Below are 24,038 nucleotides of genomic sequence, written 5' to 3'. Positions count from 1 at the left end.
CGGTAGTCGATCATGTTCGGTAAAAGAGGCAACGACGACGGCAACCGGTTCACACCGGAATTCCGCCAACCAGCACCGGCGCCGGCCGCGCCGCCGGCTGCGGGTTCGACGGATACGGCGGTTCTTGGCCGGGCCGCGGCACCGCCGCCAAGCGCGTCTGTCGCACCACCGGCTCGGCGCGCGGTAGAGGCGCCGCCCATCGCGCCGGAGGCGAGGCGGGGCCGCGAAAAGAGCGAGACCTACTACGACACCAAGAGCCAGGTTTTTTCGGCGCTCATCGACACGATCGACCTTTCGCAGCTCGCCAAGCTCGAACCCGAAAGCGCGCGCGAGGAAATCCGCGACATCGTCAACGACATCATCGCGATCAAGAACTTCGCGATGTCGATTGCCGAACAGGAGGAGCTGCTCGATGACATCTGCAACGATGTGCTTGGCTATGGACCGCTCGAGCCATTGCTTGCCCGCGACGACATCGCCGACATCATGGTCAACGGGTCCAAGAACGTCTATATCGAAGTCAACGGCAAGGTCGAACAGACTAGCATTCGCTTTCGCGACAACCAGCAGCTTCTCAACATCTGCCAGCGCATTGTCAGCCAGGTCGGCCGCCGTGTCGATGAATCCAGCCCGATCTGCGACGCACGCCTTCCCGACGGCTCCCGTGTCAACGTCATCGCGCCTCCGCTCTCCATCGATGGAGCGGCACTTACCATCCGAAAATTCAAGAAGGACAAGCTGACGCTCGATCAGCTGGTCAAGTTTGGCGCCATTTCTCCGCAGGGAGCCGAGGTCCTCAAGATCATCAGCCGCGTCCGCTGCAACATCGTCATCTCCGGCGGCACCGGCTCGGGCAAGACGACACTGCTCAATTGCCTGACCAATTATATCGACCGCGAGGAGCGCGTCATCACCTGCGAGGACTCGGCCGAACTGCAGCTGCAGCAGCCGCATGTCGTGCGCCTGGAAACCCGCCCGCCCAACCTCGAAGGCGAAGGCGAAGTGACGATGCGCGATCTGGTCAAGAACTGCCTGCGCATGCGGCCCGAACGCATCATCGTCGGCGAGGTGCGCGGACCCGAAGTGTTCGATCTTCTGCAGGCGATGAACACCGGCCATGACGGCTCGATGGGAACGATCCACTCGAACAGTCCGCGCGAATGCCTGAACCGTATCGAATCCATGATCGCCATGGGTGGTTATTCGCTGCCGCAGAAAACCGTGCGCGAAATCGTCGTCGGCTCCATCGACGTGATCATCCAGGCGGCACGTCTGCGCGACGGATCGCGCCGCATCACCCACATCACCGAGGTCATCGGGATGGAAGGTGACGTCATCATCACGCAGGATATCGTCCTCTACAACATCAAGGGCGAGGACGCCAACGGCAAGCTTCTGGGCGAGCACGTCTCGACCGGCATCGGCCGCCCGCATTTCTGGGACCGTGCCCGTTATTACGGCGAGGAGCAGCGCCTCGCCGTTGCGCTCGAGGCGATGGAGAAACGCGCTGACTGACGTAGCGTTGAGGGCTCTGCTCGATGTTTGGAATTGACGGCACCGTATTGGCGTTTGTCGTGCTCGCCGGCTTCAGCGCCGGCGCGGTCGCCTATGCATTCCTGTTCAACCAGATCAGCAACGAGAAACAGGCCGGCAAGCGGCTTGAAACGATCAAGTCCGCCGAGACGGACCGTTCCATCGTCAAGGCCACTCGCGACCGCGCGGCGGACGCGGCCAAGCGCCGTAAATCGGTGCAGGATTCGCTGAAGGAGCTCGACGAGAAGCAGAAAGCCAAGGACACCGCCGTCAAGAAGCCGCCGCTGAAGGCGCAAATCCGGCAGGCCGGGATGAAGGTTTCGATCGAGCGCTTCTACATTTATTCCGCCATATGCGGCCTCGCGCTGACCGTGGTCGCATTCATGGCCGGGGCGCCGATGTTTGCCCTGCCAGGCGTGCTGCTGGCCGGCGCGCTCGGCCTGCCGCGCTGGTTCGTCTCGTTTCGCCGCGCCCGGCGCGTCAAGGCATTCCTCAACGAATTTCCAAACGCCCTCGACATCATCGTGCGCGCGGTCAAGTCCGGCCTACCGCTGAATGATGCCGTGCGCCTGATCGCCAACGAATCCCCCGAGCCGGTGAAGACCGAGTTTCGCCGCATCGTCGATTCGCAGCAGATGGGCCTGTCGATCCCCGATGCGACCTTGCGGATGCCCGAAACCATGCCATGCACCGAGGCGAGTTTCTTCGGCATCGTCATCCAGATCCAGTCGCAGGCGGGCGGCAATCTGTCCGAGGCACTGGGCAACCTTTCGCGCGTGCTTCGTGATCGCAAGAAGATGAAAGCCAAGGTCCAGGCGCTGTCCATGGAGGCGAAGGCATCAGCCGCCATCATCGGCGCGCTGCCCTTCATCGTCGCCTTCCTGGTCTACCTTTCGAGCCCGCTCTACCTGATGCCGCTGTTCAACACCAGTGTTGGCAATCTGATCCTCGGCGTTTCCGCCGTCTGGATGTCGATTGGCATCTTCGTGATGCGCAAGATGATGAACTTTGATGTCTAGGGCCGCGGCATGAGTGAACAAGTCATCAAGTCACTGACGGATCCGGCGTTTCTGATCGCGGTGCTGGTCGCCATCGCCGTGTTCGCGACCGTCTTTACACTGCTGCCGGCCCTTGGCGGCAACCAACTCAAGGCGCGCATGAAGACGGTCGCGCTCGAGCGCGATGAGCTTCGCGCCAAGCAGCGCGCGCGGCTTGCCACCGAGGCCGATCGCCGCCGCAAAGGCCTGCGTGAACAACAGTCGATCGGCATGCGCAACATTGTCGACCGGCTAGACCTGCGGCGCGCGCTGGCCGACGAGAACACCTTGCAGAAACTCAAGGTGGCCGGCTTTCGCGGGCAGAACCCGCTGACGCGATTTCTCTTCTTCCGTCTCGTCTTGCCTTTTGTCGGCTTCGCGCTGGCCCTGGTCTACATATTCGTGCTTGGAGGCTTGCCGGACAAACCATTGGTCGTGCGGCTGTTCGTCTGCGTCCTCGTTGCCTATGGCGGCTTCTACGCACCGGTCGTTTATGTCAACAACCGCGCCACCAAGCGCAAGCAGTCGATCCAGATGGCGTGGCCTGATGCGCTCGACCTGATGCTGATCTGCGTGGAGTCGGGCATGTCGGTGGAAGCTGCGTTGCGCAAGGTTGCCGACGAGATCGGCGCGCAGTCGGTGGCTCTGGCGGAAGAGTTCATCCTCACCAACGCCGAGCTCTCCTATCTGCAGGAACGCAAGCAGGCCTATGAGAATCTTGCCAGCCGCACCGGCCTGGAATCGGTCAAATCGGTGTCGCAGGCGCTCGTCCAGGCCGAACGCTACGGCACGCCCGTGGCGCACGCGTTGCGCGTGCTTGCCGCCGAAAGCCGCGACATGCGCATGAACGCCGCCGAGAAGAAGGCCGCCGCCTTGCCGCCCAAGCTCACCGTGCCGATGATCCTGTTCTTCCTGCCGGTGCTTTTCGCCATCATCCTGGGCCCCGCCGGCATCCAGGTCAGCCAGCGCGGCATCTTCGGCGATCATTCCGGGGCGCCAGCGTCGACCAGCCAGTAAAGGCCACGGCAAATCCTCGCCCAAAGACAAAAGCCGCGCTGCATGCAGCGCGGCTTTCAACGTTTGTTGGCGAGATCGCCGTCAGTTGGTTGCCGGCTTCGCCTTGTCCTGATCCTTGAGCTGGGTCCAGGCATTCTGCTGGGCCAGCATCTGCCTGAGGTAGGCGACATTGGCCTGTGCCTGCTCGGGCGAGAGCTCCTGCGAGGCGATTTTCTCGGCTTCGTCGAAACGGCCCTGCAGGCCGACGACCAACGCCAGGTTCTGGCGCACACGGCTGTCGGCGCCAGGCTGCTGGGCGGCCGAGCGCATATAGGTCTCGGCGGTGCGCAGATCCCCTTCCAGTACGTAGGACATGCCGAGATTGGAGAGAACCGAGGGCTCGTTCGGCTTGAGTTCGAGGGCCTTGCGGTAGAGCTGGCGCGCATCGTCTTTCTGGCCGATCTGGTCAAGGATGGCCGCTTCCGCCGACACCAGCCTCCAGTCAGGATATTCCGGCGTCTGCGCGCGGCGCACGGCGTCAAGCGCTGCCTCTAACTGGCCATTGGCAGCCAGCGCCTTGCCATAGGCGGCGAGCACGTCGCGGTCCTTGGGGTAGGCGATCGCCAGCTTGCGCATCACGGCAAGCGACTGGTCGGCATCGCCGTCCATCTGTAACGCGGCCGCGAAGTTTGTCGCGATTCGCTTGTCGTTGGGGTTCCTGGCGTAGGACTGGCCAAGGGCGGCCGTGGCGCTGTGAAGTTCTCCCGCCGACATGGTCTCCAGCGGCTTGCCGCCGGTGCGGCCGATCGAGCCGGTGGTGAGCTTGTCGGTTCCACAGCCGGCGACGCCCGCCGCGAGCGCCAGCATGAGGGCCGTGGTGACGAGCCGTTTTCCCCTGGCATTCACTGTGCGGTCGGTCGGCATCGCTACCCAAGCCTCCATTTCATGCGCGCGGCCATTGCGAGGCCATCTTCCCTCCCGCAGAAATATTCTGTTAACCCTAACGGAGAGTTAAGAAACGCCGACTCGGTTTGGGTTCGGCATGGAGAACATCGAATGCCTGTCGAGCTCGTCGAGAAGAAATTGGACGGCGCGTTGCCGGTGCACCTGGTGGCTAGGGACGGTCTGGAAGCCGCGGGCCTTGCGCCGTCCACGATCGCCTGGGCCAGGGCCAACGGCTTTTCCGGCGAGGCAGGCAGGACGCTGGCCGTGCCCGGCCAAAACGGCGCGCTTGCCGGGGCCTTGTTCGGCATTGGAGACGGCGAGGGCGCGCTGGCACTCGGTGTATTGTCCAAAAACCTGCCGGAAGGCGACTGGCATTTCGCCGCGACGCCGGCCGAGCCGGAGCTCGCGGCAATCGCGCTGGCGCTCGGCGGCTATGTCTTTACCCGCTACGGCAAGAAGTCAGGCAAGGCGCTGCGCTTCGATCTGCCGGCCGGTGCCGATGCAGGGCGTGTTCGCCGCATCGCCGATGGCGTCTTCCTGACACGCGACCTGGTCAACACGCCGACCAGCGACATGGGACCGGAGGATCTGGAGATGGCGGTGCGGACCTTGGCCGGGGTTCATAAAGCCGAAGTCTTTGTCATCAAGGGTGACGACCTGCTCGCCCAGAATTTCCCGATGATCCATGCCGTCGGCCGTGCCTCGACCGGCGCGCCGCGCCTGATCGACATGACATGGGGATCGAAGGCTGCGCCGAAGGTGACGCTGGTCGGCAAGGGCGTCTGTTTCGACACTGGCGGCCTCGACATCAAGCCGTCATCCGGCATGCTGCTGATGAAGAAGGACATGGGCGGCGCGGCCAACGTGCTTGGCCTGGCCTCCATGATCATGGCTGCCGGATTGAACGTGCGGTTGCGGGTGCTGATCCCCGCGGTCGAGAATTCGATCGCCGGCAATGCTTTCCGACCGGGCGACGTGCTGGCAAGCCGCAAGGGCATCACGGTCGAGATCGGCAACACGGACGCCGAGGGGAGGCTCGTGCTGGGCGACGCGCTGGCGCTGGCCGACGACGAAGAGCCGCAGCTCCTGGTCGACATGGCGACGCTGACGGGAGCCGCCCGTGTCGCGCTTGGCCCCGATTTGCCGCCCTTCTACACCGGTGACGAGGCGCTGGCCTCGGATCTGGCCGCGGCTTCCGCCGCGGTCGAGGATCCACTGTGGCGCATGCCGCTGTGGCGGCCTTACGATGCGAAACTGTCATCGAAGATCGCCGACATCAACAATGTCACCACGGACGGGTTTGCCGGCTCGATCACCGCTGCCCTGTTCCTCAAGCGCTTTGTCGAGAAGACCGCGAGCTGGGCGCATTTCGACATCTTCGCCTGGAACCCCGCCGACCGTCCGCACGGCCCCGCCGGCGGCGAGGCGCAAGGCATTCGGGCATTGGAGCGGATCATTTCCAATCGTTTCGGCTGAGCCGGTCAACAGAGCCGGCAAATTGCCGAAACTGAAACGGAACCGAAACAATTTGGCGTCATGCTTGTGCGATGTCGATTGCGATGCGCCCGAGCCAGGCCTTGCGACTGTGGCAGCAAGTGATGCTGTCGCAGGTGCGCGACGACGAACCCGACCTGACCATGCGCCAGACGGCGATCCTGTTCACAATCTATCTCGATCCGCCGCCGCACACGGTGCGTGGGCTCGCTGCTCGCCTCAACGTCACCAAGCCGGTCATCACGCGCGCGCTCGACACGATGGGCGCGCTGAAGCTGGTCTCGCGCCATCGCGACGAACTCGACAAGCGCAATGTCCTGATCAAGCGAACGGTCGAGGGCGCGCTCTTTGTCGAGCGCTTTGGCGATGGTATCATTGCCAGGGCGCATGAACTGCCCATCTGACCACTAGCCATTTGCCGGATTGCCGATTTGACCGCCAGGGATGCCCGCCTTCATGCTTTCCGTTCCGACCTCGCCGACGCAAGGCTGAAGGGCGAGGTCGCCGCCGATCGCTTCGTCGCCGGCCGGCCGGCGCGGATTTCGGCCTCGGTGGCCGATATCCGCAAGGCGCCTAGGGCGGATGCGGGCATCAACACACAAGCCCTGTTTGGCGACGATGTGCTGGTTTTCGAGGATGCCGAAGGCTGGGCCTGGATCCAGGCCGAACGCGATGGCTATGTCGGCTACGTCGACGCAACCATGCTGGGCGGACGGGACCACGCGCCCACCCATATCGTCTCGGTGCCCCGCACCTTCCTCTACCCCGGTGCGGATCTGCGCTTTCCGATCGCGGGACGACTATCAATGGGATCGACGGTGACCGTGGCGGGGAGCGCCGAAACGCGCGGCACGCATTATGCCGTCCTGCCCTCTGGCGAGGCGATCATCGCGGGCCATTTGCGGCCAATCGGCGAAGTTGCGGCCGACTATGTCGCGGTGGCCGAGACCTTTCTTGGGACACCGTATCTTTGGGGTGGCGCGTCCGGCTTCGGCATTGATTGTTCGGGCCTCGTGCAACTGGCGATGCGCATGGCCGGCCGGGACGTGCTGCGCGATTCCGACATGCAGGCGGCAAGCATCGGCGAGCCGCTCGATCCGGGGCCGGACCATGCCGGATTGCGGCGGGGCGACCTCGTCTTCTGGAAAGGTCATGTCGCGCTCATGACCGATGCCGAGACCATGATCCATGCCAATGGCCACACCATGCTGGTCTCGCGCGAAGGGCTCAAGGATGCCATCGCTCGCATCGGTTATCTCTATGGCGGCCCGACGGGGTTTCGGCGGCCTTAGTGCGGGTTCTTCCTTCTCCCCTTGTGGGAGAAGGTGTCGCCGAAGGCGACGGATGAGGGGTGTTCCAGCGGAGTGAGACGTTGGCGATCCCTGGAACACCCCTCATCCGTCTCGGCGCTCCGCGCCGATCCACCTTACCCCACAAGGGGGGAAGGAAGAGTTGATGCGATCCCCTTTTGTTCCGATTTCCCTTGGCGATTGCCCGTGGCCGCGCTACCTCTGGCGCGTGACAGTTGAGCCGCGCCTTGCCGAACAGAATGCCACTGTGGCCCTGCCCGAGCCATTCCTCAGATGGTTCGCAGAGAAGGGCTGGTCGCCGCGCGCCCATCAGATCGAATTGTTGGCGAAGGCTCAAAGCGGGCAATCGGTGCTGCTGATCGCGCCGACCGGGGCTGGCAAGACGCTGGCCGGCTTCCTGCCCTCGCTGACCGAACTGGCCGTCAGGCCAAGGCGAAAGCCGGGGCAGGCGCATCGCGGCATACACACGCTCTACATCTCGCCGCTCAAGGCGCTGGCCGTCGACATCGAGCGCAATCTCGGCAAGCCGGTCGAGGAGATCGGGTTGCCGATCAGCATCGAGACACGCACCGGCGACACGCCGTCGCACAAGCGCCAGCGGCAGAAGCTGGTGCCGCCTGACATTCTGCTGACCACGCCCGAGCAACTCGCATTGCTGATCGCGGCCGGCGATGCCAGGCGCTTCTTCGAGGACCTGCGCTATGTCGTGCTCGACGAATTGCATTCGCTGGTGACGTCGAAACGCGGCCATCTGCTGGCGCTCGGCCTGGCGCGGCTGCGCAGCTTTGTGCCCGGGCTGCAGACAATCGGCCTGTCGGCGACGGTGGCCGAACCGGACGAACTGCGACGCTGGCTGGTCAGCCAGAATCCACCCGGCGACATGTCCGAATTGATCGTCGTCACGGGTGGCGCGAAACCTGAGATCTCCATCCTCGATTCCGAAGAGCGCGTGCCGTGGGCAGGGCATTCGGCCCGCTACGCCACGCCGGAGATTTATCGCGAGATCAAGCGCCACAAGACCACGCTGCTGTTCGTCAACACCCGCAGCCAGGCGGAACTGCTGTTCCAGGAATTGTGGCGTGTCAACGAGGACACCTTGCCGATCGCGCTTCATCACGGCTCACTCGATGTCGCCCAGCGCCGGCGCGTGGAGAAGGCGATGGGCGAGAACGCGCTGCGTGCCATCGTCGCCACCTCGACGCTCGATCTCGGCATCGACTGGGGTGATGTCGATCTGGTCGTGCATGTCGGCGCGCCGAAGGGGGCGAGCCGGCTGGCGCAGCGCATCGGCCGCGCCAACCACCGCATGGACGAACCGTCAAAGGCGATCCTCATTCCGGCCAATCGCTTCGAGGTGCTGGAATGCCGGGCCGCGCTCGACGCCAACTATCTCGGTGCGCAGGATACACCGCCGCTGGTCGATGGCGGCCTCGATGTGCTGGCCCAACATGTGCTCGGCTGCGCCTGCGGCGCACCCTTCCGCGCCGATGATCTGTTCGAGGAAGTGCGAATGGCGGCACCCTATGCCAGCCTCGATCGGCCGACCTTCGACCGCGTCATCGATTTCGTCGCCACCGGCGGCTACGCGCTGAAGAACTATGAGCGTTACGCCCGGATACGCCTGAACAAGGATGGCCTATGGCGGGTTTCCAACCCGCGCGTTGCCCAGCAATACAGGCTCAATGTCGGCACCATCATCGAAGTGCCGGCGCTCAACGTGCGCTACGTCAAGGCTGGCAGCAAAGGCTCGGCTACGCGCGGCGGCAGCGTCCTCGGCAAGATCGAGGAGGCCTTCCTCGAAACGCTGACGCATGGCGACACCTTCATGTTCGCCGGCAAGGTGCTGCGCTTCGAAGGCATTCGCGAGAACGAATGCTTCGTGTCGAACGCGCCCGGCAGCGATGCCAAGGTGCCCTACTATGGAGGTGGCAAGTTTCCGCTTTCGACCTATCTCGCCGAACAGGTCCGCATCATGCTGGACGATCCGCAGCGCTGGAAGAAGCTGCCCGAGCAGGTGGCCGACTGGCTGCGATTCCAGGCCGACAAGTCGGTGCTGCCCAAACGCGATGATCTGCTGATCGAGACCTTTCCGCGCGGCAACCGCCATTATCTGGTCGCCTATCCCTTCGAGGGCAGGCTGGCCCACCAGACGCTCGGCATGTTGCTCACCCGCCGCCTCGACAGGGCAGGCGCCAGGCCGCTCGGCTTCGTCGCCACCGACTATGCGCTGGCCATATGGTCGCTGGGTGACATGGGCGCGATGTTCAAAGCTCGAAAACCGTCGCTCGGTGCACTGTTCGACCAGGACATGCTGGGCGACGATCTCGAAGCCTGGCTGGCCGACAGCTGGCTTCTCAAGCGCACCTTCCGCAACTGCGCGCTGATTTCGGGACTGATCGAGAAACGCCATCCGGGTCAGGAGAAAAGCGGCCGCCAGGTCACCGTGTCGACTGACCTCATCTACGACGTGCTGCGCAGCCACGAACCGGACCATATACTGCTTCAGGCGACACGCGCCGATGCGGCGGCCGGTTTGCTCGATGTCAGCAGACTTGCCGACATGCTCTCGCGCATCCAGGGTCGAATCATGCATAAGAATCTGGAGCAGATTTCGCCACTCGCCGTGCCCATCATGCTCGAGATCGGCAAGATGCCGGTGAACGGCGAAGCCGACGAAACCCTGTTGATGGATGCGGCGACACTGGTCGAGGAGGCCATGGGGCCGGGAATGGTAGAGGAATGAACTTTTCGCTGGCGCGTACATCGCTGATTGGCGAGGCCGACCTTGTCGGTATCGCCGGCGAACGTGCGGTCTGCGATCCGCGTGGCGTGCTCTATTTTCCGGAACTCGGGCTTCTGGCCGTGTCCGACCTGCATCTGGAAAAAGGGTCGTCGCTGGCAAGGCGCGGCACGCTGATCCCGCCCTATGACACCGGCGCGACCTTGCTGCGGCTGCAGGCGGTCATATCGGACTACCAGCCGTCGATCGTCATCAGCCTGGGCGATAGCTTCCATGATGGCGGTGGCGCCGAGCGCATGCATGCAAGCTTTCGCGAGCGGCTGGAAGCGCTGATGGCAGGCCGCGACTGGTTCTGGGTCGCCGGTAATCATGATCCGGAAGCGCCGGCCGATCTACCTGGTGAAACCGTGCGGGAACTGGCCATAGGCTCGCTGCTGTTCCGGCATGAACCGTCCAAGCTGCGCGTCGAGGGCGAGGTATCAGGCCATCTCCACCCTTGCGCGCGGATCGTGCAACAAGGCCGCTCGGTGCGCAGGCGTTGCTTTGCCGGCGATGGCGGCCGCATGATCATGCCGGCCTTCGGCGCTTATACCGGTTCGCTCAATGTGCTCGACCGCGCCTATGCCGGACTGTTCCGGCTGGAAACGCTAATGGCTTACATGCTTGGCACCCAGCGCATCTTCGCCATTTCCGGTTCGATGTTGCGGCCGGGCTGACTGTCAACGTCCGTAGTAAAGGGTGACCGTGTGCTTCGCTTCGGCGAAGAACAGCCAGCGCTCGACCAGCATGCCGGTGAACTGGATGATTGCAGCGAGCCCTGAAGACACCGCCGCAAAGGGCCAGGGCAGGGCGAAGGTGGCGGTGAGCAGCAGGACCGGCAGGGCGAAGGCCAGCAACTGCGTGATCCGGCGCAGCTTCGCGCTGTGCTTGCGCGCGATACGAAAGCCCATTTCCTTGAGCAGGTAGTTTTCCTCGGTATGCGGCCATTCCAGTGACCGCACCGTCCCGCCGGCCAGACCGGTCGCGGTGTTGGCGGTGGTTGGGATCTCGAGCCGGTCATTGTAGCGCCAGGTCGCGAGCTTCCAGCCCCAGCCGGCAAGAGTGGCAAGCATCGACAGCGCAAGCATGGCTCTTGAGCCGACGCCGAAGCCTTGCAGCAGCGCGTTCAACAGAACGCTGCCGGTCATGGTCGCGAAGATCAGATAGGCCGGCAAGGTGTAGCGGCTGTGCCACTGGGCAATCGGCTTCAGCGACGCATAGATCATCCCAGTGGTGCAGACGGTGACGATCGCGCCGATGGCGGCCAGCAATCCGGCAATGGCCACCCAACCATCGGTGTGGCCCAAGAACACCCAGCCGATGCCGAACAGTCCCGCCGGGATGAAGGTGATGACCGACGACACGCCCTCGCGCGACAGCCAGGAACTGCGCCACTGCGAGAACGCCCGCCAGGCGCGCTCGGGTCTGCCGAGATGACCGGTCGAGGACAACAGTCCCGCCGCGACCAGGCCGAGCGCCAGCGCCAGGCCGACGAGGCCAAGCCAGAAATCGGGCGGGATGATCTGGAGCCCACCGAGCACGCCAAGCGGCGCGAGCAGGCCGTAGCCGGCACCCGTGGCGGTGGTGAAGAAGACAACGGAGACGGCTGGATGCATGGATGTCAGTTCGAAAGCATGCGGTCGACCCAGCCGAGGAAACCGCCTTCGGCCCGCACCGGCTCCAGCGCGGGAGCAGTGACCGATGCGGCGCGCTGCGTATGCGCGCGCGGGGGCAGGTACTTGTTGGTCGGGTGGTACCCCAACTCAGGCATCAGGTCGACCCCGCCGCGCTCCGCCACCAGCTGCGAGACGGCTGACTGGGGATCGCCGAGATCGCCGAAGTGCCGCGCGCTTGTCGGGCAGGCGGCGACGCAGGCCGGCACGCGGTCTTCCTCAGCCAGATTGTCGTTGTAGATGCGGTCGACGCAGAGCGTGCATTTCTTCATGACGCCGACATCGGTGTCGAACTCGCGCGCGCCATAGGGGCAGGCCCAGCTGCACAATTTGCAGCCGATGCACTTGTCCTCGTCGATCAGCACGATGCCGTCCGACGCCCGCTTGTAGGAGGCCCCGGTCGGGCAGACGGTGACACAGGCCGGCGTCTCGCAATGCAGGCAGGAGCGCGGAAAATTCACCGTGCGACCGCCCATCTCGGTGGTGTGCTCGTAGCTGTGCACACGGTTGAACCATACCCCGTCGACATGGCCGCCATAGGGGTCGATATCGGTCAGCGGCGCCATGTGGCCGCCGGTGTTCCATTCCTTGCAGGCAGTGACGCAGGCCTGGCAGCCGACACAGGTATCGAGATCGATGACGAGGCCGAGCTTCTTGTCCGTATGAGAGGGAAGGCAGGTCATTCCGCGGCCACTCTTGCCCGGCGAAATTCGGCGCCGAAAGTCAGCTTGTCGGACGAGGGCTCGAAATGCGGCGGCTGGTGGAATCGCTCGAATTGCGGCTCGGTGAAGCCGGCTTCCTCATCAGCGCATCTGGCGATGCGCACGCGCAGGTCGAACCACGCGGCCTGGCCGGTCACCGGATCGGAGTTGGAGTAGCGCTTGCCCTGCGCGTTGGCCGAGGTCTGGTCGCCGATGACATGATTGAGCAGGAAGCCGCGATTGCTCTCGGCCGCATCATCCCTGAGGCCCCAGCTGCCGCGCCGCTTGCCGATCGCGTTCCAGGTCCAGACCGTGCTTTCGTTCACCCCGTCGATCAGCTTGATCTGCCCCTTCACCCTGCCGTTGATGCTCTCGATCCAGACCCAGTCGTCATCGACGAGACCGAGGCCGGCGCCGGTCCGGTGATGCACGAACAGCCGGTTCTGGCTGGTGATCTGCCGCAGCCAGGCATTTTGCGAGCCCCAGGAATGATACATGTGCATCGGCCGCTGCGTCAGCGCATGCAGCGGATATTTCTCGAGGTCGACGGCCGCTTCCTCGAAGGGCATGTACCAGAACGGCAGCGGGTCCATGTAGGTCTCGATGCGCTGACGTTCGCCCTCCGGCGGCTGGACACGGCCATGGCCACGCGCGGCGAGGCGGAAGCGTTGCAACGGCTCGGAATAGAGCTGGAAAACGATCGGCTCGGCCTTGGGGATAAAACCCATCTGCACCGCGAAATCGAGATAGGAGCGGTTGGCCATCTTGTAGTAGCGCTGGTCGTCGGCAAAGTCGTGATGCCAGAAGCCGCCATTGTCGATGTAGCGCTGCAACTGGTCCGGATTGGCCTCGCCCCTGCCGATTGACGTCCCGTCCTTGCCGCGCCAGCCGGCCAGCGGACCGGTGCCGGGCGTGCGCTCGTGGTTGACGATGTAGTCGGCATAGTCGGCATATTTGGCCGCTCCGTCGTTATTGACGAAGCCGGGGAGTCCCAGCCGCGCACCCAACTCGATCAGCACCGACTGGAACGGCCTGACGTCGCGGTCCGGTTCGACGACGGGATGGCGGATGGCGTCGCCCGGCCCGTCGGCGTGGCTGATCGGCCGGTCGAGCAGGCTGATGCAGTCATGGCGTTCGAGATAGGTGGTGTCGGGCAGCACCAGATCCGCGAACGGCACGGTCTCGGAATAATAGGCGTCGGAATAGATGATGAAGGGGATCTTGTAGTTCCCGGCCCCGTCATGGTCGGTCAGCATGGCAATCGTCTCGACGGTGTTCATCGAGGAATTCCAGGCCATGTTCGACATGTACATCATCAGCGTGTCGATCGGATACGGGTCGCCGGTCCAGGCGTTGCGGATGACGGTGTGCATCAGTCCGTGTGCCGCCAGCGGAGCGTCCCAGGAATAGGCCTTGTCGATGCGAAGCGGCGTGCCGGCCTCATCGACCAGCAGATCGTCCGGCCCACAGACAAAGCCGAGCGGCATGCCGTCGAGCGGGGTCATCGGCTTGACGGTCTTGCCGGCGGGTTTCGGGCCAGGCGGCGCCGATTTGGGGTAGGGCGGCTTGAAGCGGAAGCCGCCGGGAACGTCCACCGTGCCCAGCAGCACTTGCAGCAGGTGGATGGCGCGGCAGGTGTGAAAACCGTTCGAATGGGCTGATATACCGCGCATGGCATGCATCGAAACCGGCCGACCCTTGATCGTTTCGTGCCGCCGCCCGGCCCAGTCGGTCCAGGCCACCGGCAGTTCGATCGTCTGTTCGAAGGCGACATGGGCGAGTTCGGCGGCGATCCGGCGGATCGTATCGGCGGCAATGCCGCAACGCTCGGCGACCGCATCGGGCGCATAGCTGTCATGGAGATAGCGGTCGGCAATCAGCTGGAACACCGGCGTACAGCGGCGGCCCCCGACCTCGAAGCTGCCTGTCAGCGCCGGCTTCGCCTCCGGGTCGGTTGCCCTGACGGAGGTATTCGCAACCCTGTCCCAGGCCAACGGATTGCCGTCGGCATCCCTGACGAACAGCCCGTCGTCGGCGACGCCGGGCTCCTGCACGACGAGGATATGGGCGTTGGTGTAGCGCAGCAAATAATCGAGATCGACGCGGCCAGCCTTCAGCAGTTCGTGGATGAGCGCGAAGACGAACAGTCCGTCGGTGCCGGGCCGGATGCCGATCCAGTCGTCGGCGATCGCATTGTAGCCGGTCCGGCACGGATTGATCGAAACCACCTTGGCGCCGCGCGCCTTGAGTTTGCCGAGGCCGATCTTGATCGGGTTGGAATCATGATCCTCGGCGACGCCGAACAGCATGAAATATCGCGTGTTGTCCCAGTCGGGCTCGCCGAACTCCCAGAACGAGCCGCCGATCGAGTAAAGGCCGCCTGCCGCCATGTTGACCGAACAGAATCCACCATGGGCGGCGAAATTCGGCGTGCCGAACTGGCTCGCCCACCAACCGGTCAAGGATTGCGACTGGTCGCGGCCGGTGAAGAAGGCGAGTTTTTTCGGATCGGTCCGGCGGATGGCGGACAGCCGTTCGGTGGCGATCGCGAACGCCTCTTCCCACTCGATCTCGCGAAACTCGCCGGAGCCGCGCGGGCCAGTGCGCAGCAATGGCTTCTTCAGCCGGGCCGGGCTGTAGTGCTGCATGATGCCGGAACTGCCCTTGCCGCAGATCACGCCGCGATTGACCGGATGGTCCTTGTTGCCGTTGATGTAGCGGACCTTGCCGTCCTTGATGTGCACGTCGATGCCGCAGCGGCAGGCGCACATGTAGCAGGTGGTCTTGGCGATGCTGTCGGAAATGCCAGGCGATGTGTCGACACCGTCACCTTCATCAGGCGCGCGTGTGTCGGCAAGCGGGCGTTGCGATGGTGCCGAATTCGCGCCGCGCGGCGGTCTGGGGCTCATGATCCGGCGGTATCCCCGGACTTGGCCCGCGTCTTCGGCCCGGGGCCGCGCATATAGTGTTCTTCCGGATGATAGCGATCGCCGGCCAGCCGCCGCCTTATGCCACGAGCCCAATGGGCAAGCAGGGATCTGAACCGCCCGATCATTTTATTCGCTGCGACCTGTAGGCCAATTTTTTCTAACTTCGCCCAAAAAAGTAGAATAAAGCTATCGATCCGTCTAATCAGTTGTTCTTGTAAATTCGATCGATATTGGTTCTTAATGCGTCCATGACCCTGGATCAGTTGCGCATTTTCGTCGCCGTCGCCGAGCGCGGCCACATGACCAAGGCGGCGGAGCTTTTGGGCATTTCCCAGTCGGCGGCATCGGCCGCCATTCGCGCGCTTGAAGAGCAGCACGGCGTCCATCTGTTCAACCGCGTCGGCCGCAACATCGAGCTTGCCCAGACTGGTCACCGGTTCCTGCCGGAGGCCAAGGCCGTGCTGGAGCGAGCCGCCGCCGCGCGCAATGTGCTGGAGCATGTCTCGCAGACGGTTGCCGGCAGTCTCTCGATCGCCGCCAGCCTGACCATCGCCAGCTACTGGCTGCCGCGCCGGCTGGCGTCTTTCCACGAGGCCTATCCGGCGGTGCGGCTGAGTGTCAGCATCGGCAACACAAGGCAGGTCGAGGCCAGTGTGCTGGATGGAACCGCAGATCTCGGCCTGGTCGAGGGGCGTACCGAGTCCGACATATTGCGCCGCGCCAAGGTCGATACCGACCGGCTGATGCTGGTGGTTGCCGCCTCACATCCAGAGATTACCGAAATCGCGCCGGGCCGTCCGGATATCAGGGGCTTGCGCTGGATCATTCGCGAGGGCGGTTCGGGCACGCGCGAGGTGCTGGAGGACCTGGCGCGGCGCGAGGGGATTTCGCTTGCCGATCTGCAGATATTCCTGGTGCTGCCCAGCAACGAAGCCGTCCGCCAGGCGGTGGAGGCGGGTGCCGGCGCCACCATCATTTCGGAACTCGTCGTCGGACGCGCCGTGGCTGAGGGCAGTCTGAGAGCCGTGCCGATTGAACTACCCAAGCGCGACTTCGCCATGATTACGCACCGCGATCGGCAGGCAAGCCTGGCCCAGATGGCGCTGAAGGCGCATCTCGGCGCCGAACCTGCGGGGAGCAGTTCAGCCTGATCCGCCGAACTTGCGCTGGGCGTCCAGAGCCAGGCCAAGCCCGACCGAGCCGAACATGTCGCCGTCGATGACGGAAGCGTGCGGCACCAGTGACAGGATTTCCCGTCTTGCCAGCGGGATCGCGGTCGAGCCGCCGGTCAGGAACACCGCCGTGATGTCGGACGGTCTGACCTGCGCGTCGCGGATGGTCTCAGCCACCGTTGCGGTAACGCGCTCGATGTCCCTGGCGATCGTGGCGTCCAGCCCGTTGCGCGTGATCTCGGCGGCGAACTCCACGTCGGATAGCCTCACCGCGACTTCCGCCGATGACCGGTCGGTCAGCTCGATCTTGGCCTTTTCGACCAATGCCGCCAGCGCGTGCCCGTAGCGGTGCTCGACGATGTGGATGAAGCGGTCGACCAGATCGGCGCGCGCGGCCTCGTAGCGGATCTGGCGCAGATGTGTCATCGCCTTGGCGGTGTAGACCAGGTTGATGCGCTGCCATGTCGCGAGATCGATGAAATAGCTGGCCGGCAGATTGCGTTTGCCGTCCTTGGTCGGGGAGAGATAGCCGAGCTGCGGCATGACATGGGCGATGCTGAGCAGCCGGTCGAAATCCGTACCGCCGATATGGACACCCCGGCTGGCCAGGATGTCGTCCTTGCGGTCCGGGGATCGGGCGCGCTCCGGCGAGACGCGCACGACCGAGAAATCCGACGTGCCGCCGCCCATGTCGATGATCAGCGCCAGCTCCTCGCGCATCACCCTCTGCTCATAGTCGAGCGCCGCCGCGATCGGCTCGAACTGGAAGGCGATGTGCTTGAAGCCCTGCGCGTGCGCGGCCTTTTCCAGGTCGCTCTGGGCATTGGCGTCGGCTTGCGCGTCGTCGTCGACGAACTGCACCGGGCGGCCGAGCACCACGGTTTCCACCTGGTCGCCGCCATCCTCCTCCAGCCTTTTCCTGAGATGTCCGAGGAACAGGCCGATGATCTCCATGAAGCCGATCGAGCGCGCCTTGATGCGTGTCTTTTCATGCGCCAGCGAGCTGCCGAGCACACTCTTCAGCGAACGCATCAGCCGGCCTTCCACGCTGTCGGTGTAGTTGGCGATCGCCTGGCGACCAAAGAAGATGCGGCCATCCTCGAAATTGAAGAACACGGCACTCGGCAGCGTGACCTGGCCGTCCTCAAGCGTGACGAGGCAAGGTTGCCCGTTGCGGACCACGCCGACAGTGGAGTTGGAAGTGCCGAAGTCGATACCGGCGAATGCTGGTCGCAAGGCGGCCTCCTGTCATTGGCGCCAGGCAGTGGATCGGCGCTCGCAGGAGAAGCGTGCGCTGCGGTTTCGGGCGACCGAACCACTTTGCCGAATTGAATTGTGCGTGCTTGCCCGGTGGGCGGGGAGGTGCGGTCTATAGCATGAGGCGGGAAAGGGAAACCCCCTTTGGGATGCTCAGTCCTTGCGGAAGACGAGCCTGCCGAGCCAGCCCGTCAGCATGGCCAGCGATATGGCGAAGACGCCATAGAGGAAGGAGTAGTCGTGGGCGACCCGGAAGATCGACTGCTCGAAGCCGGACTTGCGGATTTCGAGCTGGGCCGAGCTCTCCTTGATGAACAGGCCGCTCCTGAACAGGAAGGCGCGCGCCTTGTGGGTGCCGACCGGCACATTCGGCGCCAGCCTGACGGTGGCGCGGAACAGGTTCTGCGACAGGAACTGCACGCCGCCGACATTTTCGCTGTAGAGGCCGGTCGCGGCCTTGCGTTCGCGCAATGCCGCGGTGAATTCCTGGATCGTCGCCGGACTGTCGCCGGCGTCGGCGGGCTGCATATAGAGGTTGGAGGCGCCGAGCGACAGCTGCTTGTAGCTGTTCGGTTCGGTGATGTCCTGCAGCGGCCGCGTCGTCGCCACCGAATAGGACATCGGCACGTTTTCGAATGTTTCGGAATCGAGATTGACCCACACGCCAAGCACCCGGTCCTTGCGGCGCACCACCACCGGTCGCGGCGGGCCTTCGAGCACGACGATGACATCGTAGCGGTTCTGACGGGCTATAAGCGGGTCGGGATTTTCCAGCGAGCCGAAGATGGTCAGGTCGGCGCCGGAAAAGCCGGCGGTGATCGAGACATTGTCGGTGGAGAGCCCGATCTGGATGCCTTCCGGCAGCGGCGACTGCGCCTTCGCCGGTGCAGCGGCCGCAAGCAGTGACAGGAGGATGGCGGCTGCGAACGCTTTCGGGCCCGTCATCAGTTGAGGCCCACGCTGGACAGCGAATAGAGATTGGGCGGGGTGACGAAGAGATCGATGGCGAGCCTGATCGCCACGGCCAGCACCAGCAAGGCCAGCAATGCCCTGAGTTGCTCGCCGCGCAGCCTCTGGCCGGCCTTGGCGCCATATTGCGCGCCGGCCACGCCACCCGCCATCAGCAGGAAGGCCAGCACGACATCGACCGTCTGGTTGGTGGTGGCATGGACCAGCGTTGTATAGGCGGACGTGAAGATGATCTGGAACAGCGAGGTGCCGATAACGACATTGGTCGGCACCTTGAGCAGATAGATCAGCGCCGGCACCATGATGAAGCCGCCGCCGACGCCCATGATCGACGACAGGAAGCCGATACCGGCGCCAAGGCCAAGCACTGGAATGACGCTGACGAACAGCTTCGACGCCCTGAAGCGCATCTTCAGCGGCAGCCGGTGGATCCAGTTGTGCTGGCCGGATTTCTTCAGCACCGGGGCGGCGCCGCTGCGTGTGGCACGCAGTGCATTGATGCTTTCGACCAGCATCAGTCCGCCGACCGTGCCGAGCAGCACGACATAAAGCAGCGAGATGAACAGGTCGAGCTGGCCAAGCCGGCGCAGGAAGGCGAAGACGTAGATGCCGGCGGTGGAGCCGACGATGCCGCCGGCCAGAAGCACGCCGCCGAGCTTGAAGTCGAGCGTGCCTCGCTTCATGTGAGAAAGGACGCCGGAGACGGAAGAGGCGATGACCTGGTTGGCGCCCGTGGCAACCGCGATCGCCGGGGGAATGTTGTAGAAAATCAGGAGTGGCGTGATGAGGAACCCGCCACCGACGCCGAACATGCCCGACAGGAAGCCCACCGCCGCGCCCATGGCCAGCAGCACGAAGACGTTGACGGAAATTTCCGCAATCGGGAGATAGATGCCCACCCGTCAGTCTCGATCAGTTTGCCTGTCGGCGAATACAGCCGTTGTGAGCAGTCTCGCACCGAAAAGCCAATTTTTCCTTGCGCCGACGTGGCGGCAGGGTCAAACCCCGCCGCCACGCCGAAACAAAAAATATCTCAAGCAGTTAACAGGCAAATGTATGGCAAGAGCGTCGTGGAAACGACGCTTGTTCTGTTATTTGCGCGCCAGCAGCGCGCGGACCAGTTTCTCGTCGACGGCGCCGGTCGCCGGCAGCTTGTTGTCGGTCTGGAAAGCGATGATCGCGTTCTTGGTCTTGTCGCCCATGACGCCGTCGGCGCCGCCGGCATCATAGCCGTTCTTGTTGAGGATGAGCTGGATGTTCTTGACCGCCTTCTTCATGTCGATGCCGGCGGTCGTCTGCGGCGTAGCTTCCTGCCAGGACTCGGGAATGTCGGCCGAATTGGATGCCGCGTTGAGCGGCTTGGCCTTCCACAATTCGGTCGCGGCGCGCGCCCGCTCGAGCTGCTCGGGCCGCAGCGCGTTGGCAATCTCGTCGCGCTTGGCGGCCGCGTCCTTGTCGCCGGTCTTGGCGACGAGCGCGAACCATTTGTAGGATTCCTCGAGGTTCTGCTTCATGCCGACGCCCTTGGCGGCGAGGATGCCAAGATTGAACTGGCTGTCCTTGACGCCGAGGTCGGCTGCCTCCTGGAACCAGTGCGCGGCCGATTCATTGTCGGTCACGCCATCGGCGGCCATGGCGAACAGCACGGCCAGATTGTGCATGGCGCTGGCGTTGCCCTGTTCGGCGGCCAGTTGGTACCAGGTCTTCGACTTCTTGATGTCGCGCGCGACGCCGATGCCCTTCTCGTAGAAATTGCCGATGCGGTATTCGGCCGGCGCGAAGCCGAGTTCAGCCGACTTCTCGTACCATTTGGCCGCTGCCGCCATGTCTTCCTTGACGCCGCGCGACTCGGCGTAGCGCGAGCCGATCTCGAACAGCGCCTTGGCGTCGCCATTGGCGGCGGCATCGCGTAGTGCGACCGGGCCGGCATCGGCCGGAATGTCGAACTTGGTCGCGGCTGCCGGTGCATCCGTTGGCGCAACGGCACCGGTGGTGAGTTTGGACGTGGCCTCGTTGGCAGCCGTCGGGGCAGCCGCGGCCGGTTGGGCATCGCTATCCGTCGCTTGCGCGCCGCCGGTGATGGCGGTCGGCACTGACGCCGTCGCATCCGGGGTCACGGCAACGGGCGCGGCTGGTGCCGGAGCCATCGCGTCGGAGGCGGCAGCGCCGAGGCCGGAAGATGCGGCCGAAGCCGCGGGCGCCGCAACCGGCGCTGTATCCGCCATTGCATCCATGTCTGACGGCATCGCCAGGGCGGTCTGCGTCACCATGTCGTCCTTGGTCGCGGACGCGGATGGTTCGGCCTGCCTGACGGCGCGGGCCGGCGCGCTGTCCGTTGCGGTCGACCGGGCTTCCGCCTTCGGCTGGCTCGTCGTGTCGACGGACGCCGTTTGCACAGGCTTCGCGGCGACGATCGGTGCCGCGTCGTTGTTTGCCACCTGGGCGGGATCCGAGAAAAACGCCTTGCCGAGCTGCAGGCCGGCAAGCGCCAGCATGATCGCGGCCGCCGCCATCAGGATCGGCTTGCGCCGCGCCTTGAGCAGGTCGCCGATCCTGAGTGCCTTCACCGGTCCCTTCATCGTCGATTGGCGCTTCAATGCGTCGGCCTCGGCCGCGGCGGCCTGGGCCGCGCGCCGTGCTGCCGCGATGAAGTCCGATTTCGCGGCGTCGCCTTCGCTGAGCTTGGCCGGCTGACCACGCTCGTCGCGCACCCGCTTCATGATGGCATTGAGGTCAGGCGCACCGGAGCCGGGCTCCAGCGGGCGATTGGCCACTTTCGGGTCGAGGGGCTCGTCGAGATCGACACTCGGGATATCGCTGCTCGGCGCCGAGCCGGCCAGTGGCGGAATATCAGCCGCCTTCTTGCCCTTGAAGGCGCGTGCCAGCCCGCCGAACATCGATTTGCGGCCTGCCGGCTGGTCTTTCTCGGCGATGGTGTCGGACCCGAGGGCTGCGATGGCGGCAGCCGCGGCGGCCTCCGCCGGCGTGCGCGTACCCAGGTCGCCACGCGTACCCAGGTCGCCACGCGTGCCCAGGTCGCCGCGCGCACCGTGCTCGTTGCGCAATATGGCGGCGGCGCGGCCGTCGAGGTCGGCCATGTCGCCGGTCAGCGGCATCGGCTCGTCGATATCCAGGGACGGTGCCTCGACAGCCATCTTGGCGGTCCGCGTGCGGCGCTTGCCGACCGCTTCGTCCGATCGCGTGTCCAGAAGCTCGCTTACCGCCTCGGACGGTTCGCTGGTCTCCAGCGAACCAAGCCTGTCGACGATCTTGAGCAATGTGTCATGGATGGCTTCAAACGTTCTCGAATTGCGCTCGTCGGAACGCCGCGTCAGTGTTTCCAGCGTCTTCAGGTCCTGGGCGAGGCCGGAAACGGCAGTCGTGTTGGCGCTCGACCCGGCCAGCGAACGCACCGCGTTCTCGGCCGCTTCGCGTGCCGCGCCGAGGATGGAATCACGGGTGCCGGCCAGCGCCTTCTCGATTTCGTCGAGACGCGGGCTGATGTCCTCGAATTCCGGCAGCGGGGTGCTCGGCCTGGAAAGATGGGCGGACAGGCCGGCGACCTGCGCTTCCAGGCTGCGGATCAGCGCCGGATCGATGCCGGCCACCTGGGCCGCCGATGCGTCGAGCCGGCTGGAAATGTCCTCGAGCCGGCTTTCCAGACCACGGATCGCCGCTTCGCCGGCCGGATCGGGAACGCGCGTCTCCATGCGCGTGGCGAGCGCGGTGAAGCGTGCGTCGATGGCTTCCATGATGCCGGCGCTGTCGATTTGCGGCACGATGCGCTGGTCGAGCCGGTCGGCAACCTCGTCCAAGCGTCGCTCGAGATCGCGAAACAGCATGTTGCCCTGTTCGATGGCGTCGCCCTGCCGGCGTTCCATCATGCCGGACAGCACGTCGAAGCGCTGCTCGAGCCCCTGGAAGATGTAGTCGGCGTCGGGCATGGCCGGCGCCTGGTCGATCTTGTCGGCGATGAGCGTGATCTGCTTGGCCAGCCGTTCCATCGCCTGTTCGGGAAGGTTGGCGCGGCCGGCAAGTTCGTCGACCCGGCTCGATAGCGTGCCCAGCCGATCCATGACCGCGTCGCCTGGGCGATCCTGTGCCACTTCCTCGATCTGCCGGGCGAGCGAGTCGATGCGCTTCTCGATGCGGTCGAAGGCTTCGTGGTCGACCGAATTGGCCTGTGCCGCGACGGTCGAGGCAACGATGGCGCGGGAGATCTCGTCCAGCCGCTCGTCGATCATGGCAAGCGTGTCACCGCCGCGATTGTCCTGCTGCTGGCTGGCGAAGTGATCGACAGCGCCGGCCAGCGTACGGACCTTTTCCTCGAGCGAGCGCAACGACAGCGATTCCGGCAGGTTGTTGACGGCGTTGCTGATCTGCTCCAGCCGGTCGGTCAGCGCCGCAAGGGCGGGATCGTCGGAACGTTTGCGCTGGTCGGCGTCAACGCGGTCTTCGAAAGCCGTCCAACGGCGGTCGAACTCGTCCCAGCGGCGGTCGACCTTCTGCACGCTCTCTTCACGCGCCAGCGTGTCGAGCGCTGCCTTGACCTGCTCGAGCTCCAGCCGCAGCAGATTGACGCTTCTGTCGTCGCTCTTCTCCGACAGCGACTTGATGGCGCCGGAAAGCCGTTCGAACTCGACGCCGAGTTCGGCGCTGCCCTTGCCTGCCGCGCCGGGCTTGGCGTTCGCCTGGAAGGCGCGGTCGATATCCTTGCGCAGCGCATCGAATTCGCGCTGCAGGCCTGCCGTCATCTGGTGGCGCAGTTCCTCGCGCATGCCGCGCAGTTCGCCGGCGATCTTGCCGACCATGGCGACACTGTCTTCCTGGCCGCGCACACGGTCGATGTCGCGGGCGATGGCTTGGTAATTCTGGTCGAATGAAGGGGCTGGCGCCGGGCTCTGCGGGCGTGGTGCCGGTTGCGGATCCTCGTACCAGCGTTGCTGGCTCGTTGGCTGCGCGGCGGGGTAGCGGGGGTCCGTGGCGGGATAGCGCGGGTCGGCGCCGTATTGGCGCGGAGCCGGACGTGCCGTCACCTCCTCGCGGGTCTGCCCCAATCGCTGCTCCAGCGTCTCCAGCGAGCGGTTCAGCTGCTCGAGCGTGGTCTGCGGCCTGCGCTGCCTGCCGGCGTTGAGTGTATCGAGGTAGGACCGCTTGCTGTTCATCGGTGCGTCCGTCTTTCAGATTGGCCGGCTTGCGGCCAGCTCCCCAAGTCCCTGCCGGAACGAAGGCGACCGCGCTT

Annotated in this window: 17 protein-coding genes; 9 read left to right on the top strand and 8 right to left on the bottom strand. The window is 64.6% G+C overall.

Annotated features, from left to right (window positions below):
* Positions 1–12 precede the first annotated feature (12 nt).
* Genes FJ977_RS28400 through FJ977_RS28390 form a run of 3 tightly spaced genes read left to right on the top strand, consistent with a single transcriptional unit; the run spans position 13 to position 3,587 of the window.
* Positions 13–1,515 (top strand): CpaF family protein, encoded by a 1,503-nt coding sequence (locus FJ977_RS28400; protein WP_140775467.1) that lies wholly within the window; start codon positions 13–15, stop codon positions 1,513–1,515.
* Between the two features lie 23 nt (positions 1,516–1,538).
* Entirely contained in the window at positions 1,539–2,552 is a 1,014-nt protein-coding gene (locus FJ977_RS28395; protein ID WP_140775466.1) for a type II secretion system F family protein, read from the top strand.
* Between the two features lie 9 nt (positions 2,553–2,561).
* The gene (locus FJ977_RS28390; RefSeq protein WP_056569991.1) at positions 2,562–3,587 is read left to right on the top strand and encodes a type II secretion system F family protein; all 1,026 of its coding nucleotides are present in this window, start codon (positions 2,562–2,564) and stop codon (positions 3,585–3,587) included.
* A gap of 81 nt (positions 3,588–3,668) precedes the next feature.
* Here FJ977_RS28390 and FJ977_RS28385 read toward each other — a convergent pair whose 3' ends face one another.
* The gene (locus FJ977_RS28385) at positions 3,669–4,490 is read right to left on the bottom strand and encodes a tetratricopeptide repeat protein (protein ID WP_140775465.1); all 822 of its coding nucleotides are present in this window, start codon (positions 4,488–4,490) and stop codon (positions 3,669–3,671) included.
* 132 nt (positions 4,491–4,622) lie between these two features.
* Between FJ977_RS28385 and FJ977_RS28380 the strand changes: the two genes are divergently transcribed.
* From FJ977_RS28380 to pdeM, 5 genes are all read left to right on the top strand, one after another.
* Positions 4,623–5,987 (top strand): M17 family metallopeptidase, encoded by a 1,365-nt coding sequence (locus tag FJ977_RS28380; protein WP_140775464.1) that lies wholly within the window; start codon positions 4,623–4,625, stop codon positions 5,985–5,987.
* A 71-nt stretch (positions 5,988–6,058) separates the two neighbouring features.
* A complete protein-coding gene (locus FJ977_RS28375) occupies positions 6,059–6,409 on the top strand; it encodes a MarR family winged helix-turn-helix transcriptional regulator (protein WP_027054488.1) in 351 nt (116 codons plus the stop codon).
* Positions 6,410–6,436: 27 nt separating this feature from the next.
* Complete coding sequence (locus FJ977_RS28370; RefSeq protein ID WP_140775463.1) at positions 6,437–7,297, top strand: NlpC/P60 family protein; 861 nt, start codon at positions 6,437–6,439, stop codon at positions 7,295–7,297.
* Between the two features lie 226 nt (positions 7,298–7,523).
* Entirely contained in the window at positions 7,524–10,058 is a 2,535-nt protein-coding gene (locus tag FJ977_RS28365; RefSeq protein WP_140775462.1) for a ligase-associated DNA damage response DEXH box helicase, read from the top strand.
* Positions 10,055–10,771, top strand: coding sequence for a ligase-associated DNA damage response endonuclease PdeM (pdeM, locus tag FJ977_RS28360; RefSeq protein ID WP_140775461.1), 717 nt, complete (start codon positions 10,055–10,057; stop codon positions 10,769–10,771). Before FJ977_RS28365 ends, pdeM begins: the two co-directional genes overlap by 4 nt.
* Before the next feature lie 3 nt (positions 10,772–10,774).
* On the opposite strand, the gene FJ977_RS28355 is transcribed toward pdeM, so the two are convergent.
* Genes FJ977_RS28355 through FJ977_RS28345 form a run of 3 tightly spaced genes read right to left on the bottom strand, consistent with a single transcriptional unit; the run spans position 10,775 to position 15,377 of the window.
* Complete coding sequence (locus FJ977_RS28355) at positions 10,775–11,710, bottom strand: dimethyl sulfoxide reductase anchor subunit family protein (RefSeq protein ID WP_140775460.1); 936 nt, start codon at positions 11,708–11,710, stop codon at positions 10,775–10,777.
* 5 nt (positions 11,711–11,715) lie between these two features.
* Positions 11,716–12,450 (bottom strand): 4Fe-4S dicluster domain-containing protein, encoded by a 735-nt coding sequence (locus FJ977_RS28350; protein ID WP_140775459.1) that lies wholly within the window; start codon positions 12,448–12,450, stop codon positions 11,716–11,718.
* Positions 12,447–15,377: a molybdopterin oxidoreductase family protein gene (locus FJ977_RS28345; RefSeq protein ID WP_140775458.1), complete on the bottom strand. Its 2,931-nt coding sequence runs from the start codon at positions 15,375–15,377 to the stop codon at positions 12,447–12,449. The genes FJ977_RS28350 and FJ977_RS28345 overlap by 4 nt, the downstream gene beginning before the upstream one ends.
* A 269-nt stretch (positions 15,378–15,646) precedes the next feature.
* On the opposite strand from FJ977_RS28345, the gene FJ977_RS28340 reads away from it, so the two are divergent.
* Entirely contained in the window at positions 15,647–16,549 is a 903-nt protein-coding gene (locus FJ977_RS28340) for a LysR family transcriptional regulator (RefSeq protein WP_140775457.1), read from the top strand.
* Here FJ977_RS28340 and FJ977_RS28335 read toward each other — a convergent pair.
* The 4 genes from FJ977_RS28335 to FJ977_RS28320 all read right to left on the bottom strand — a co-directional run bounded on the left by FJ977_RS28335 (position 16,541) and on the right by FJ977_RS28320 (position 23,961).
* A complete protein-coding gene (locus FJ977_RS28335; RefSeq protein WP_140775456.1) occupies positions 16,541–17,806 on the bottom strand; it encodes an Hsp70 family protein in 1,266 nt (421 codons plus the stop codon). The genes FJ977_RS28340 and FJ977_RS28335 overlap by 9 nt on opposite strands.
* A 174-nt stretch (positions 17,807–17,980) precedes the next feature.
* Positions 17,981–18,772 carry a TIGR02186 family protein gene (locus FJ977_RS28330; RefSeq protein ID WP_056570014.1) on the bottom strand — a complete coding sequence of 264 codons (792 nt, stop codon included), beginning with the start codon at positions 18,770–18,772 and terminating at the stop codon, positions 17,981–17,983.
* Positions 18,772–19,695, bottom strand: coding sequence for a sulfite exporter TauE/SafE family protein (locus FJ977_RS28325; RefSeq protein ID WP_140775455.1), 924 nt, complete (start codon positions 19,693–19,695; stop codon positions 18,772–18,774). Before FJ977_RS28325 ends, FJ977_RS28330 begins: the two co-directional genes overlap by 1 nt.
* Before the next feature lie 192 nt (positions 19,696–19,887).
* Positions 19,888–23,961, bottom strand: coding sequence for a peptidoglycan-binding protein (locus tag FJ977_RS28320; RefSeq protein ID WP_140775454.1), 4,074 nt, complete (start codon positions 23,959–23,961; stop codon positions 19,888–19,890).
* Positions 23,962–24,038: the final 77 nt, after the last annotated feature.

The organism is Mesorhizobium sp. B2-1-3A (assembly GCF_006442655.1).
Taxonomy (GTDB): domain Bacteria; phylum Pseudomonadota; class Alphaproteobacteria; order Rhizobiales; family Rhizobiaceae; genus Mesorhizobium.
The sequence above is the reverse complement of the archived record's forward strand: the minus strand, read 5'-3'. Positions and strand labels throughout refer to the sequence as shown.

What these genes read in the sequence shown, in the direction of transcription:
- FJ977_RS28340 (WP_140775457.1), top strand. Translation starts at nt 15,647, where the DNA reads ATGACCCTGGATCAGTTGCGCATTTTCGTCGCCGTCGCCGAGCGCGGC.
- FJ977_RS28320 (WP_140775454.1), bottom strand. Translation starts at nt 23,961, where the DNA reads ATGAACAGCAAGCGGTCCTACCTCGATACACTCAACGCCGGCAGGCAG.
- pdeM (WP_140775461.1), top strand. Translation starts at nt 10,055, where the DNA reads ATGAACTTTTCGCTGGCGCGTACATCGCTGATTGGCGAGGCCGACCTT.
- FJ977_RS28355 (WP_140775460.1), bottom strand. Translation starts at nt 11,710, where the DNA reads ATGCATCCAGCCGTCTCCGTTGTCTTCTTCACCACCGCCACGGGTGCC.
- FJ977_RS28380 (WP_140775464.1), top strand. Translation starts at nt 4,623, where the DNA reads ATGCCTGTCGAGCTCGTCGAGAAGAAATTGGACGGCGCGTTGCCGGTG.
- FJ977_RS28375 (WP_027054488.1), top strand. Translation starts at nt 6,059, where the DNA reads ATGTCGATTGCGATGCGCCCGAGCCAGGCCTTGCGACTGTGGCAGCAA.
- FJ977_RS28395 (WP_140775466.1), top strand. Translation starts at nt 1,539, where the DNA reads ATGTTTGGAATTGACGGCACCGTATTGGCGTTTGTCGTGCTCGCCGGC.
- FJ977_RS28345 (WP_140775458.1), bottom strand. Translation starts at nt 15,377, where the DNA reads ATGAGCCCCAGACCGCCGCGCGGCGCGAATTCGGCACCATCGCAACGC.
- FJ977_RS28400 (WP_140775467.1), top strand. Translation starts at nt 13, where the DNA reads ATGTTCGGTAAAAGAGGCAACGACGACGGCAACCGGTTCACACCGGAA.
- FJ977_RS28350 (WP_140775459.1), bottom strand. Translation starts at nt 12,450, where the DNA reads ATGACCTGCCTTCCCTCTCATACGGACAAGAAGCTCGGCCTCGTCATC.
- FJ977_RS28330 (WP_056570014.1), bottom strand. Translation starts at nt 18,772, where the DNA reads ATGACGGGCCCGAAAGCGTTCGCAGCCGCCATCCTCCTGTCACTGCTT.
- FJ977_RS28390 (WP_056569991.1), top strand. Translation starts at nt 2,562, where the DNA reads ATGAGTGAACAAGTCATCAAGTCACTGACGGATCCGGCGTTTCTGATC.
- FJ977_RS28385 (WP_140775465.1), bottom strand. Translation starts at nt 4,490, where the DNA reads ATGCCGACCGACCGCACAGTGAATGCCAGGGGAAAACGGCTCGTCACC.